This is a genomic window from Alphaproteobacteria bacterium, assembly GCA_018063245.1.
In the GTDB taxonomy this organism is placed as follows: Bacteria; Pseudomonadota; Alphaproteobacteria; order JAGPBS01; family JAGPBS01; genus JAGPBS01.
On record JAGPBS010000005.1, the window covers coordinates 23344 to 37932 of the forward strand.

The 14589-nt window shown below is 38.2% G+C and carries 14 protein-coding genes; 1 reads left to right on the forward strand and 13 read right to left on the reverse strand.

All coding sequences use genetic code 11. The features are described from left to right. Positions 1 to 162: 162 nt before the first annotated feature. The 13 genes from KBF71_01160 to KBF71_01220 all read right to left on the reverse strand — a co-directional run bounded on the left by KBF71_01160 (position 163) and on the right by KBF71_01220 (position 13559). Positions 163 to 633: a hypothetical protein gene (locus tag KBF71_01160; GenBank protein ID MBP9876927.1), complete on the reverse strand. Its 471-nt coding sequence runs from the start codon at positions 631 to 633 to the stop codon at positions 163 to 165. 93 nt (positions 634 to 726) lie between these two features. Further along, positions 727 to 1584, reverse strand: coding sequence for a class I SAM-dependent methyltransferase (locus tag KBF71_01165; protein MBP9876928.1), 858 nt, complete (start codon positions 1582 to 1584; stop codon positions 727 to 729). Positions 1585 to 1608: 24 nt separating this feature from the next. Then, positions 1609 to 1986 carry a hypothetical protein gene (locus tag KBF71_01170; protein MBP9876929.1) on the reverse strand — a complete coding sequence of 126 codons (378 nt, stop codon included), beginning with the start codon at positions 1984 to 1986 and terminating at the stop codon, positions 1609 to 1611. Then, on the reverse strand, positions 1973 to 3820 hold the full coding sequence (locus tag KBF71_01175; GenBank protein MBP9876930.1) for an AAA family ATPase: 1848 nt from the start codon (positions 3818 to 3820) through the stop codon (positions 1973 to 1975). Before KBF71_01175 ends, KBF71_01170 begins: the two co-directional genes overlap by 14 nt. Before the next feature lie 13 nt (positions 3821 to 3833). Continuing rightward, positions 3834 to 5948, reverse strand: a complete 2115-nt coding sequence (gene flhA / locus KBF71_01180) for a flagellar biosynthesis protein FlhA (GenBank protein MBP9876931.1) — start codon at positions 5946 to 5948, stop codon at positions 3834 to 3836. 18 nt (positions 5949 to 5966) lie between these two features. Then, positions 5967 to 7304 carry a sigma-54-dependent Fis family transcriptional regulator gene (locus KBF71_01185; protein ID MBP9876932.1) on the reverse strand — a complete coding sequence of 446 codons (1338 nt, stop codon included), beginning with the start codon at positions 7302 to 7304 and terminating at the stop codon, positions 5967 to 5969. Between the two features lie 11 nt (positions 7305 to 7315). Then, entirely contained in the window at positions 7316 to 8179 is an 864-nt protein-coding gene (locus tag KBF71_01190; GenBank protein ID MBP9876933.1) for a MotA/TolQ/ExbB proton channel family protein, read from the reverse strand. A gap of 21 nt (positions 8180 to 8200) precedes the next feature. After that, on the reverse strand, positions 8201 to 8602 hold the full coding sequence (fliN, locus tag KBF71_01195; GenBank protein ID MBP9876934.1) for a flagellar motor switch protein FliN: 402 nt from the start codon (positions 8600 to 8602) through the stop codon (positions 8201 to 8203). A 1-nt stretch (position 8603) separates the two neighbouring features. Then, entirely contained in the window at positions 8604 to 9296 is a 693-nt protein-coding gene (locus tag KBF71_01200; protein MBP9876935.1) for a hypothetical protein, read from the reverse strand. Between the two features lie 19 nt (positions 9297 to 9315). Next, the gene (gene fliG, locus KBF71_01205; GenBank protein ID MBP9876936.1) at positions 9316 to 10365 is read right to left on the reverse strand and encodes a flagellar motor switch protein FliG; all 1050 of its coding nucleotides are present in this window, start codon (positions 10363 to 10365) and stop codon (positions 9316 to 9318) included. A 9-nt stretch (positions 10366 to 10374) separates the two neighbouring features. Next, positions 10375 to 12048, reverse strand: coding sequence for a flagellar M-ring protein FliF (gene fliF / locus KBF71_01210; GenBank protein ID MBP9876937.1), 1674 nt, complete (start codon positions 12046 to 12048; stop codon positions 10375 to 10377). A gap of 127 nt (positions 12049 to 12175) precedes the next feature. After that, positions 12176 to 12814: a membrane integrity-associated transporter subunit PqiC gene (locus KBF71_01215; GenBank protein ID MBP9876938.1), complete on the reverse strand. Its 639-nt coding sequence runs from the start codon at positions 12812 to 12814 to the stop codon at positions 12176 to 12178. Continuing rightward, a complete protein-coding gene (locus tag KBF71_01220) occupies positions 12807 to 13559 on the reverse strand; it encodes an MCE family protein (GenBank protein MBP9876939.1) in 753 nt (250 codons plus the stop codon). The genes KBF71_01215 and KBF71_01220 overlap by 8 nt, the downstream gene beginning before the upstream one ends. A 126-nt stretch (positions 13560 to 13685) precedes the next feature. Here KBF71_01220 and KBF71_01225 point away from each other — a divergent pair, with 126 nt between their 5' ends. After that, entirely contained in the window at positions 13686 to 14588 is a 903-nt protein-coding gene (locus KBF71_01225; protein MBP9876940.1) for a cation transporter, read from the forward strand. The last annotated feature ends 1 nt before the right edge of the window (position 14589 follow it).

A 14589-nucleotide genomic window follows, 5' to 3' on the forward strand; every position in this document is an offset into this window, starting at 1 on the left:
TATTTTAAATTATATAACGATGAATTAGAAACTTCATGAAGGATAAATATATACAATAAGGATATACTTATCAATGCAATTTCGTTTATAAAGTACCTAGCCATATGCAAGCCAGAAAGATGAGGGAGGGTGGCAATCCCCCTCCTGGTTTACTTTAAGCAACTAAAGCGCTATTTGCTGCTTTTGATTCCCAATATATCCCTCTGGTGCAAGGAATAAAAACAATTGAACAAACACATAAAACAATGTGTAAAGCACATTTAATACAGTACCTAGAATAACAGGGCCCGTGACATCTACATACTCAATTAATGTTACCATAAGGACGGCCATAATGATCAGGGCAAAAAAGTATAGAATTGGCCTTTTAAATCCGATATTTCTCATTCTCTTGATGGTCACAACAATTGAAGCATATAAAACAAGCGCAGACACAATAACGTACGCACCTCCACCAATTATAAGCATAGACACGCTTAAATTCAGGTAGGCTAAAATAGCAATTCCACCAAAAAGAAAAAGGCATCCCAACACAATTGCAATCACAAAAAGAAAAGCATTATACCCCAAATAAGCCAATCGCCCCATACTTCCAGTCTTCAATCCACAAAACATCGTTTTCAATAAGTTCATTTTCATTTCCTATTTTATTTTGATCCATATAAAGATCTTTCTTTATATTTGAAACAGAAAATAAACAAATCAGAAAATATTGTCAATATTATTTTAACTTTTAAACCAAACGCTTGACGGATATGTCCCATCAACCTGAGGGAAATTCTCTAAAAATACTGGTGGCAACAAGGCTTTCTTCTGAGTCAATACATAATGACTTGCCCATAAAAATGTAAATCGAGAGTTAAACAAAAGTGGAACGATGGCCTGCTGCTCATTGTACCCGCGCCAAGTCCATTCGGTTGGATAGGCGTTTGGGAGAAAAATATCATGAAAATGAATATAAACACCCTTTGCAAGCAAAGGCAATATCTCACTGAGAATCACATCAACATCACTACCAGGCAAACAAAGATGAGACGAATCAATCAGCAGAAAATCTCCCTCACTCAGGGTTTCAAAGAGCTTCAAATCCTGATTTTGTAAAATGTCCTGGTGAAAAGATACAGAAACCTTCTTGTTTTGAGATTGTAAAATCTCCTTGCGCGGCACAGGATCGATCAGATCAACCTGACAGGCTTGGTTATTTTTGTCGAGCGCTGATAAAACAAAACGCGTTGAATGCCCAGAGCCCACCTCAATCACTCTCTTCGGCTTCACATCTCTTAAAAGCGCGTACAACATGCTTGCATCAAGGGCAGGGAACCAAGACTGTTCAAATGAAACCCTATAAGGATTAAGCTTCTTGAGCTCCACCAATTCTGGAAGATAGGCCTCCAACAAAGCAGCCTGTTTTTTTAAAACAGACCCCTGAGAATCGAAGAAAGACTCAACTTGACTATATTTCGTTTTTAAAGGGATTTGAGCCGCGTATCGATAAGGAATGAAGTAACCTCTATGACGACCCAAGCAAAGTGTCTGCAGCCCCATAAAAAGACGCCTCACTCTTAAGGCAAGTGATAGTTGCATGATAACCTTCTGGATTCACAAATCTTAAATTTTACGCAAGCGTCTTAAAAAGTTTAAATTATCCCAACCAGGCTGACGATCTTCAAGAATAATCTGCTCACCCTTTTTGGTGCCAACGTTAATCTGTATAAAGCGCGGCAAGATTTGGTCATTAAAATCAGTTAAGATTTCACGTGTTAAAACCTCAGGCGTTGTCTCTTTAGAATTCAAAAAGCGGCAATAATCTTCAAACGTCTTTTGTGTGACCACATCCTTATCTGGAACATATCGAATCAGAATAATCTTATCTGCATATTGATGATTATAATTAAGTTCTATCAAGTAATCCAGGTGCGGTAATGGATTTTTATCCTTCCCAAAGGCAATCTTTCCGTCTTGGTTCGTCTCATTAGGCAACGTCATGTTCTATCTCCCATTGATTAAATTGTTGTAATAAGTGATTTGCTAGTGTCTTTATATCCTGAGCTGCCATACAGTCTGGATGACGTCTCAAAAGAGGGGATTGATGGCGAATGGCATCAGAAACATGAGGATCATCTCGAATAATGCCTGAAAGCTCTGGTGTAAAATGCAAAAAATTCTGGCATGATTTTTGAATCACACCATATGTTCTCTCGCCATCTTTCAATGATTTCGCGCGGTTAATAACAATGTTGATTTTGGCATCTGGATGACTCGTATGCGTTAACTTCACGAAAGCATAGGCATCGGTTAAGGCTGTTGGCTCTTCTGTTGTTAGAACCAAAATCGCATCCGCTGCTGTTGATAATTGCCTGACTGGCCTATCAACCCCTGCCCCTAAATCAATCAAAAGAAAATCATAACTACGACTAATAGAAAACAGATCCTCTTTCAGTTCTGCTAACTTTTGAGCTGATAATGTTGCAAGGCTTCCTGATCCAGAATGACCTGCGAGAATATCAAAACCGCCGTCTTTATAATGCGTAATAGCATGAACAAGTGATGTCTTCCCAGAAATAACATTGCTCAAATCCTTTTCAGGCATCAAACCAAGTTGAATGTCAACATTTGCAAGGCCTAAATCACCATCAAAAAGCAATATTTTATATCCCAATTGACTGAGAGCTTGAGCAAGCGAAACTGAGAACAATGTTTTTCCAACGCCTCCTTTCCCACTCGCAATTGCAATAGATTGGATCGGTAAGTTTGTATGTCTATTCGATCTTGTATGATTTGGCATTTCTTTTACTCTATCTTGTTGACTGATTATAGGCCTGGGCATTGATCGTTTTTTTCGAACCCCCTGAAATCCTTGTCTAAGTTCAGCTTCTAAATCAGAAAACAATAATCTGGTCATCATCAGAGGATTGAATGCATCTAAATCAGCCGTGACATCTTGTTTATCTGAAAAATTTGTGAGTTGAATCGTCTCCTGAAAAGCTGCAGAAATAAGACTTCCATACCGGCGCGTTAAATCTAACTTTGTCATCAACATTTTCGAGGCACCAATATCAAGATAGGAGGCTGTAATTTCTTGCGCTTCATACGGATCTATACCCGATGGCAGTACAAAAACAGGATCAAGATCTATCTCAGAAATCACGGACTGATAGATCCCCATATCCTTTTCCTGAAAAGGGTTAATTCCTGGTGAATCAATCAAAATCAAATCTGTATGGTTATAAACATCAATTGCCGCCTCTAAACAATCCAAATCTTCTAATGACAAAAGCTCTATGTTCAAAAGCTTTGTAATATTTGCAAGTTGCTCCGTAGCCCCTGCCCTCAAAGTATCAAGCGTAATAATACTAACTGATTTTCCCATCATTGAAGCTTTTGTTGCAAGCTTAGAGATGGTGAATGTTTTCCCCACCCCCGGCTGCCCTAAAAAGAAAAGGGGGCGATTCTTAACCTCTGGAGATAAAGCGATCGGAGAAAAAGTAAATCTGTTTTCAAATGCGCTACTAATAGCAAGACCGGGGTCTTTAGAGGGGAAATCTGCAATCTTATCCATAAAGTAATCAGTGATTGGCAGAGGAACACCATGAAAGAAAAAAGCCTCTTCTATCAAGTCAAGTGAATCTCTTTGATCAAAAGAAATCCCTTTCTCTAAACGTCTTTCTGTGTCGTCTCTTTCATCAATAGCAGCTGTGATACGGATTCGTCCATCAGACTCTTCGCGGGTTGAAATAATAATGGCCTCATCACCAAGGCTATCACGAACCGATGCCAGAACCTCTTTCATATGATTTCCAAGAAAAGACTTTAATCGCATTTACTCTGCTTTCCTATATTTGATCAACTGTTTTAATTTTGACCTTAGCGTGAATTTCATTTTGAGACATCACAATGGTTGAAGATCGAAACCGCTCAATAAGAGAGCGCACATAAGGACGCACTGTTGGTGTTGTTAGCAGAACCGCTTGATTCCCCAATCCCAACTGCTTATTAAATTTATCCTTAACTATCTTAATAAATTCTTGCAATTTAGACGGTGGCAAGGCTAATTGCTTTTCATCACCATCGCCAATAAGAGACTCATTGAAGATTTCTTCCCATTCAGGAGACATGGTTATTAAAGGAATAAACCCATCTGAATTTGTATAAGAATCTGAGATTTGCCGTGCTAATTTTGCTCTCACATGCTCTGTCATTAAACTGATGTTTCGTGTAAAGGCAACGGCTTCTGCAACACCTTCTAAAATTGAAGGTAAATCACGAATGCTAACACGCTCTGCAAGTAAATTTTGTAGAACACGTTGAAGATTGCCAATTGTGACCTGGCTTGGAATTAAATCGGCAATTAGTTTTTCGTATTCTTTTCCTAGCTCATCAACAAGATTTTGAGTTGCAGCATAGTTCAAAAGCTCAGGCATATTATCTTTAATCATTTCAGTTAAATGTGTTGAAATCACAGTTTGAGGATCAACAACCGTATAACCTTTAAATTGAGCCTCTTCTTTTAGTTTTGGATCAATCCAAGCTGCAACCAAATTAAAAGTTGGTTCTTTTGTTTGCTCACCCGGAAGATCAACCTTAGCACCAGATGGATCCATTGCAAGCAAGGCACTCGCCCTCACCTCACCTTTACCTGCTAATATTTCCTTGATATAAATTGCATACTCATTCGAATTCAAGTGTAAGTTATCTTGAATGCGAACAGATGGAATAATAAACCCAACATCTGAAGCAACTTGTCTGCGAATGCCTTTGATTTGATTCGTAAGCTTTTTGCCTTCTTCATTATTAATCAAACTCAATAGACCGTAACCAAGCTCTAATCGGATCTGATCAATTGCTAAGGCCTTAGAAACCGATTGCTCATCGGTTTCTTCTTTTTTCATATGCTCAATTTGCTTTGTTTCTTGAGCCTTTGATTTTACATCTTCTTGTTTCTTTTGAAGTTGAAAAGCGACAATCGCAGCAATACATGAAAGAACCAAGAAAGGAAACATAGGCATGCCAGGCAGCAAAGAGACAGCGCCCATCAAAATAGCACTGAGACCCATCGCACTTGGATAATAACTCAATTGACCGAACAAAGCCTTATCAGTTGACCCAACAGTTCCTGATTTTGACACAAGCATACCAGCTGCAATTGAGACAATCAGCGCTGGAATTTGTGTCACCAGCCCATCACCAATTGTCAACAAAGTATAGCTATGAGCAGCATCGAGAAGTGTGATTCCTTTTTGGGTGGTCCCGATAATAATACCACCAACAATATTGATAAATGTAATCATCAAACCAGCAATTGCATCACCCCGCACAAATTTAGCCGCACCATCCATTGATCCAAAGAAAGTACTCTCACTTTCCAAATCTTTTCGCTTTTGTCTCGCTTCATCTTCACTCAAAAGCCCTGAGGATAGATCAGCATCGATTGCCATTTGTTTTCCAGGCATCGCATCTAAGCTAAATCTTGCAGCAACTTCAGCAATCCTGCCCGACCCTTTTGTGATTACAACAAAGTTCACCAAAGTCAAAATCCCAAAAACAATAATCCCGATGATATAATTGTTCCCTGTCATATAGCTACCAAAAGCTTCAATCACCTTTCCTGCAGCCTCACCTCCATTATGGCCATTCGCAAGAATCAACCGTGTTGAAGCTAAGTTCAAAGAAAGCCGTAAAAGGGTTGTGATCAATAAAACTGTTGGGAATGAGCTGAATTCTAAAGGCTTTGAAATAAACAAAACAGTCATCAGAATCAAAACAGATAGGGTGATCGATAAAGCCAAAGACAAATCCAGAAGCCAGGTCGGCAGCGGCATAATCAAGACAACTAAAATACAAACCAAACCAAGAGCCAGCGAAATATCTCCGCGACGCAAATAGGATGTCATCTGATCAAATGATCCATTTGGTTGCCCTGTGATTGTATTTACTTTACCCTGCGACATTTAAAAGTCCTTTGCACCCTAGAGAGAGGCGTTATATTGCTTCAACTTATTACGCAATGTTCTGATTGAAATCCCTAAAATTGTTGCTGCGTGGGTTCTATTTCCCAAACAATGCTTCACTGTGTTAATGATCAGTTTCTTTTCAACATCCGCAACCGTTTTGCCAACAAGACTAATTTCCTCACCATCTAGTTCAATTGTCTTTGCAGGAATTCTGATTTCACTTGACTCATTCACGGTCTCTTGTTTATCTGAAAACGAGGAGGTTAACATAATCGCATCTTTTTCAATTCTTGATCCTGTTGATAAAAGAACAGCACGATGAATTGAGTTTTCAAGCTCACGGATATTTCCAGGCCAGGCATGAGCCTTTAAAATACCTAAGGCATCCGATGACATGGTTTTTGTCTCATAACCATTGGCCTTTGAGTAACGTTCAATAAAATAGTCCGTTAAAGCTTCAATATCCTTCTGGCGATTCCGAAGCGGTGGTATTTTCAAACTCACGACATTCAGTCTGAAAAAGAGATCTTCTCTAAACTGCCCTTTTCGGACTTCTTCTTCTAGATTTCGATTGGACGTCGCAAGGATTCGGATATTGACCTTAACTGGTTTTGAGCCGCCAACGCGATCAATCTCTTTTTCCTGAATTGCTCTTAAAAGTTTTGCCTGCAAACTTGGGTGCATTTCAGAAATCTCATCCAATAATAAGGTTCCGCCGTTTGCTTCTTCAAATTTACCAATCCTTTTTGCAATCGCGCCTGTGAATGCTCCTTTTTCATGACCAAATAATTCTGACTCTAAAAGATTATCTGGAATAGCAGCACAATTGATGGATACGAAAGGTTTATCGGCTCTTTTGCTCTTCTCATGGATATATTTTGCCATGATCTCTTTCCCTGTACCAGATTCACCTGTAATGAGAATAGATGCATCACTCGGAGCTATTTGCTCAGCCATTTTCAGAACATTTAAAAAATTCTGATCACGTGAAATAATCTGGTAAGACTCTTCTGAAACAGCCTCTAGAATAGCAGCAATCAAATCTGCATCCGGCGGTAAAGGAATATATTCTTTTGCCCCTGCTTTAATAGCAGAAACAGCTGCACTTGCATCTGTTCCAACGCCACAAGCAACAACAGGAATATTAAATCTTTCACTTTTTAATGACTGTATGATCTCAGAAATATCACACTTAACATCAATCATCAAAAGATCGCAACTTCGTCCATTACGCAAAGCGTCTAAGGCTTGATCACCTGTTTCTGCATGAGTAATATGAGCCCCTTTATCACGTGCAATTTTGGCAGCTGCCGTTATATATCCCTCGAGTTTTCCAATAATAAAAAGCTTCATGATTCTTTTCCCTAGTCGAAATATTTAATCCGTTTTGCTGTTGGCAGAATTGTATTGAGCAACATTTCCAAACGTCTTGGATTATCCTGTTTTGCAATTGAAATTGTTCCAATCATTCTGAGTTTCATGATTAAAACTTCTTCTTCAGAATTGCGTTCTAACTTATTCGCAAGAGGATTTAAAAACATACTCCCCAAAATCGCGCCATAAAAGGTTGTAATCAACGCCAAAGACATTGAAGGACCGATTGTTGATGGGTCTGAAAGCTGTCCTAACATTTGAACAAGACCAATTAATGTTCCTATCAATCCCATTGCTGGCGCAACATCAGCGCCTTGACGAATAATCGCAATTCCTTTTTGATGTCTATAGGCCATTGACGCAAGATCCGTTTTTAGAATTTCTTCTAAATCTTTTGGTGATGTACCATCAGTCAGATTCACGATACATCTTTGCATAAAGGCATCATCTTTAAATTCTTGAATATAATTTTCAAGCGTTAAAATGCCTTTTTGCTTTGCAATCATCGCAAGCAAAATCATTTTCCGGGCAATTTGCGTTGGGTTGTTTTTACGCTCGAATAACGACCATTTTAATATCTTAGGTAAGGCTTTAAAGTCTGCAAAATGTGTTGCAATCATTGTGACTGCTATGGTTCCGCCAATCACAATCAAAAAAGAAGGTATATCCACAAATAGCATGAGCGATCCGCCCATTAACATACTCACTGACATCAGAGCAACTGCTCCTATACTGCCAAAAATTGTCATATAGTCAAAATGAATATGACCTCGAGAAGCTCGAAGCTCTTTTACAATATCTACGCCTTGATTCACACTTTTATTTTGCTTTGCTGTATTTAACATGCCTACCATATTTCTTCCAAACTATAATCGTTATGCTCTATCTGATTTAATAATCTCAGTCATTGTGATCCCTAATCTATCTTCCACAACAACAACCTCACCCCTTGCCACCAATCTATTATTGACATAAATATCAATAGCTTCACCAATTTTTCTATCAAGCTCAACCACAGCACCACGACCCAATTTAAGCAATTGGCTTACTTGCATCTCTGCTTTTCCGAGAACCGCTGAAACTTGAACTGGAATGTCATAAACAGCATCTAGATCACGGGCAGATCGAAAATCATTTGGATCATTGTCTCCTGGATCTGTTTTTTCATACTCATCAAATACAAGATTTTTAGATCCTGAACCATCGTTTTTAAGTTCAGCAGCAGTGCTTTCTTCCATCGCCGCGACCATTTCATCTATCTTTTCTTCTTCTGTCATTTTATGCTCCTATTTGCTCACTATTTGTTAGGTCTTGATTTTGAACATGACCAGCTTCTACTTTATCAAGAAATGGACCTGCAATCTTATCCAGCTCCTCAATCAATCTTTGCGTATTCTTTTCAATACCGCCTTCTTCCCAATGAATTTGAAAATCAAGAAACCCAGAAGCCTTCTCTGAAAAACAACTGTACTTTCCTTCGTAACCATTTTGAGCCATGATCTCTTTTATCTTCGGCTCAAGAATGATTAGAATCTCCGGATGGAGCGTAATTGATAATTTAGGCCTTTGAATCACAGCTTTCAATTTATCGGTCAAATCTTGCTCTAATTCTGCAAAAGCGTTCTTTTGAGCCAACTTTGGAAAGATTTTTTGCAAAAACGCAGCCATAAAAGCGAGAGCATTTTCATAAAAATGCTCTTCAAGTTTCTGATGTTGTTCAAAGAGCGCATCAATTGATCCGATCATTTTTTTTAACACCTCAAGACTTTGAGCATCAACAGATGACTTCACATCAAACAAAGCCTCTTTTTTTGCAGATATGATAAATTGCTCAATATCATTCTGAGTATAAGCAGGATTTTCATCCTCTTCTTTTTGAATTTGGCCCGTTGAAGCATAGTGCAACCTCTCTTTGAAGCTCAAGTCATCAAGAGGCGCATTAAAATTAAATTTTTTGTGAGGGTAATTCATGTATTTTTTCCATTATTCCCTAATAAACCAACTCATCATCACCTTTGCTAACAGCAATGACAATCTCACCTTTATCAGCTAATTGTTTGGCCATTAACACAACGTTACTTTGGGACTCTTCAACATCTTTTAAACGAACAGGCCCCATCGCACTCATATCTTCACGCAGAATTTTACCAGCCCTTTCTGACATATTGGAAAAGAAGAGATCTTTAATTTCTTCAGAAGCCCCTTTCAAGGCGAGAGCAAGCTGAGATTTATCAATATTTCTAAGCAATGTTTGAATACCAGCCGCATCGAGCTTGATAAGATCTTCAAAGGTAAACATCAAAGCTTTAATTCTCTCGGCTGAATCACGATTTTTGTCTTCAAGCTGTTCCATGAATCTTGATTCAGTTGTTCTCTCAAAATTGTTGAATATCTCTGCAAGCATTTCATGGGCATCTCGACGATTTGTTCTTGCAAGATTACTCATGAATTCCGTTCTGAGTGTCTTTTCAATATCCTCAAGAACATCTTTTTGGATCGACTCCATTCTCAGCATTCTCATGACAACTTCTAAAGCAAAGTTCTCTGGCAAGATAGATAAAACCCGCGCTGCATGATCTGGCTTAATTTTAGATAAAATAACAGATACCGTCTGTGGATATTCATTCTTTAAGTAGTTTGCAAGAAGCTCTTCACTCACATTCCCAAGCTTATCCCACATTGTTCGTCCTGCAGGGCCACGGATATCTTCCATGATTTGCGATACTTTATCTTTTTCCATCACCTTCAGCAAAAGCTTTTCTGTTGATTCAAACGAACCTGTCAAAGAGCTGGTTGATGAAATGCTATCTGCAAAATCAATGAGTAGTTTTTCAATTAAATTGGACGTGACTGTTCCTAGACTCGCCATACAGTTAGAGATTTCTTTAATTTCGTCTTCATCCATATGCCTAAAAAGCTCAACAGCATTGTCTTCACCCAATGACATAATTAAAATCGCTGACTTTTCAGCCCCAGTAAGGGTTCTGAAGTCATCTTTAATTTTTGGCGCTGAGCCTTTGCTTTTTTTCGCTAACGACATTTATTTTCTCTATGCATCCTGATTCATCCAGCCGCGGATAATATTAACCGCCTCGTCTGGATGTTTTTTAACAATTTCACCAACTTTTTTGATTGTTGAAGCCCTAACACGTCCCTCAACCTGGTTCAAGTCCATCATTTGCTCAATTTTTTCATCCATCGCCTCACCTGGCGGTGTTAACCTGGCTTCTGTTGATCCTGTTAAGGCAGCTTGTGCATTTGCGAGTTGTTGATTTTCGTTTGAATTTGCATAAGCAAGTTGATTTGCATCATAACCAGCAGGTCTCTCTAGCAATCTAACAATCATTGGACGCACAATCAGCAAAATAACCAAAATTGCAACGACTCCGAGTATGCCAATTTCACTAATACGAACCATATTTTGTTTTAAAACACCCATGAGACTTGTATCTTCTGGGGCGGTATTCGGCAAATCGGTCTCAGTGGAAAATTGCATATTAATAACCTCAACCACATCGCCTCTTTTTGCATCAAAACCAATTGCGGATTTAACCAATGTCTCAATTTTATCCATTTCTTCTTTTGATCTTGGGGCATAGGTTTTTGTCCCACTTGCATCAGTTTGATAGACCCCATCCACAAGAACCGCAACAGAAAGCTTGTTCAAATGCCCAATTTCTTGAATTTTATTTGTGACTGTTTTCGTAATTTCATAATTGACCGTTTCTTGAGTTCTAGTCGTTTTCTCATTTGATGAATTTCCGGCTCCCGCGCCCGCTGCTCCTGCCGGTAAATTATTTCCAACGGTTGAAGCATCGTTTTGTTCTTTGGTTTGATTTTGAGTATCTTCTTCAACTGTTTGTGTTGATCGAACCACTTGCCCGTCAGGATCGTACTTCTCCGTATTTAAGGTCACACGATCAAAATTCACATCCGCGTTCACTTCTGCTCTCACTTTTCCGTAACCAAGTGAGCGACTTAATAAATTTTCAATTGTATCCGTAAGCCTTGTTTCAATAGCAAGCTTTTGATCTTTGGCTTCAGTTAAAAGATAATCATCTGTTTCTGAATCAGTTCCTCCCCTTGCAAGCAAATTTCCTTTATCATCAATGATTGATATTTGCCTTGGCATCAATTGAGGTACCGCTGTAGACACTAAATGCTGAATGGCTGTGATTTGTTGCTTCGAAAGAGTAACACCTGGTTTGATTTTGATAAATACACTAGCCGTTGCCTTTTGATCTTGCTTATTAAACAATTCTCTCTTTGGCAAAACAAGATGAACACGAGATGTTTGAATTGGCGTTAGAGTACTAATTGTGCGCGCAAGCTCACCTTCAAGGGCCCTGACATGATTCAGATTCTGAAGAAAATTTGTTGTTCCAAAATTATCCATATCATTAAAGAGCTCATATCCAACTGAACCACCCGTTGGCAGGCCCTCACTCGCAATAATCATTCGCAGACGACCAACATCATTTGCAGGCACTAGAATTTCTGACCCATTCAAATTTGAATCGTAAGGAACTCCCAATGATTGAAGCTTTGTTACAATCACAGCACTATCATTTGCATTGAGCTCACCATACAAAAGAGCCATATTCGGTGTTGATAGACTGGTGGCAAGATAGATAAAAAATCCTAAAAGCCCAATTGTCACAACTCCAAGAGCAGCCATTTTTGGCGGGCCTAGATTTCTAAAAATCTGAAAAATGTCGTTCATAGCCAATTTTCCTGCTTGTCTGAATAAGATATATCATCATTACCTTGATGTTCTTTCAAATGATATAAAATATTCGTGAAAGAAAACAGGAAAAAATTGCCTATCTTTATTTTTTCACTTTCCACAATTATTGATTATTTATTGACTTATCGGTCCATGTAATCAGATCATTTTGAGTTTGTTGATAAAGATCATCAAAAGACGTAACAATTGTCATTAATTTATTCTCAGAAACCTGATCTGTTTTTGAAAATACTTTTGATGCAACAATCTTCTGATCCGATCTTCTGACTAAAACGGCATAAATCTCTATATAAATTTCTGGAGCCATTGATAAATCACCTTCATCATAATTGGCTTCAAAATGTCTCAGATCCATTTTTAAGAGATATTGGTTATCTATTGTGCTGTCATTAAAGTCAATCACATTGTACGAGCTTTTGTTTTCATACGAGGCTTTTAAACTTGAATAAAGCATTGCAGGAATCTTATCTGACCAGCGAATATCTGCAAAATAATCGTATACAGTTCCCTGTTTTGTTAAAACGATTTTATCATTATTTAAAAAACTCGATGATTCAAAGCGATCAAGCATTAAGACGGTCTCTTTTTTGGCAGATGGCTTGCCTGAATCTTTAATGGATGAAACGCTCACAATTGATTCTTTTGGAATATCGCGCGTAAGCCCTAAACAACCTGCTAGCGACGTAAGACTAAGCACCACAATTGTGACCTTGAAAAGATTTTGTATATTAAGTTTAATCAAGTTTCACCCCTTTATAAGTTGGATGCCCAAAGAAAAAATCACCTTTATTCTCTTCAAGACTATCTGCAACGCCTTTAATGCTTTTGGTCATATCACGTAATTCAATTGTTAAAGCGTGAATTTCAGGCAAAGTATGCTGTGTAAAACTCTGCAAGGGTTGTTTACTATCTAACAAAATTTGCCCAGCATTTTGGCTGACTGAATTTAAATGCAGAAAAACTTGCGAAAGTTGTTCAACATTTTCATCGCTAAAGACCTTATTTAACCTTGTGGTTAACTCTGAGAAGTGAGCCATAATCTGCGGCAAATTATCAAAAAAAGACTCAATTGATGATGGATTCGTTTTAATCATTGCAACATCATAAGGAGATGTTTTAAGGCGAGGGGAATCTTTAGAACCACCAGAAATTTCAATATAGCTACCGCCTGTAATTCCTTGCATTTCAAGCTGTGCAAATGAATCTTCTTTGATTGGCACTTCCGGTTCTATCATAACACGCACTTTAATCGTATCTGAATTATCTTTTGGAATCGAAATATCTTCAGTCGAACCCACTGTAAGCCCTTTAAATTTAACTGGTCCTCCCAAAGCAAGACCATTAACGGACCCTCTGAAATAAACATCGTAAGGCACGCGCGTATCTTCAAGAGACTCGCCACCAAGCCAAAAAAGGAACATAACAACCCCTAAAAATCCTGAAAACACAAAGATTCCCACGCGAAAATAAAATGCTTTCGTTTCCATCTTGAGGCCTTTCTAACAGCAGTGAATAATTATCTGCTTCATTCTACCTATACTTCTTAAACAAAGATTAAAAGAATAGAACTAATCTAAAAAAATATACACCTCTTTTGGCTTGAGATATCAAAAATGACCGATCATTCACTTCACGCACACGGCACAAGTAATAGATTTACCTATGGTATTTTACTGAATACTATCTATATCATCTTCGAAATCATTTATGGGATCAAATCAAACTCAGTCGCCTTAATCGCTGATGCTTTCCATAATGCTGGTGACGTTTTTTCTCTTGCTCTTGCATGGTTTGGCATATGGTTATCTGAAAAAAAGGCTCCGTCTAAATTCACCTTTGGCTATAAAAATGCAACAATACTCACAGCCTTTATCAATGCTCTTTTAATTCTTGTTGCTGTCGGTGGTATAGGCTGGGAAGCAATCGAACGTCTTAGAATGGATGAAATCTCCATTCAATCAATGACAGTCATTGTAGTGGCATCCATAGGTGTTTTTATTAATGGTCTTACGGCCTATCTCTTTTTTCATGATAGACACACGGATATCAATATCAAAGGCGCCTTTCTTCATATGGCAATTGATGCTGCTATTTCAATTGGCGTCATCATTGGTGGTATTTTGATCTTTTATACAAACTGGAATTGGCTTGATCCCGTTATATGTCTCGTTATTTCTGCGATCATTTTAGTCAGTACGATAAAATATCTGAAAGAATCATTCGATATGATTCTACACGCTGTTCCAGATCGGATTGAGCTGGACAACTTAAAAGCCTTTTTGGATCAATACAAAGGTATTATTTCTTATCATGATTTACATATATGGCCACTCAGCACAACAGAAGCTGCTTTATCGGCTCATATCATTGTTGCAAAAGATAACTTTACAACTTCATTTCGGCAAACACTTGAATCATTAATCGCTCAAAAATTTGATATATCACACATCACACTGCAAATTGAGCTTATAAATGAGTCGCTCGATTGCCAGACAAATTGCCACTCACATACCTAGG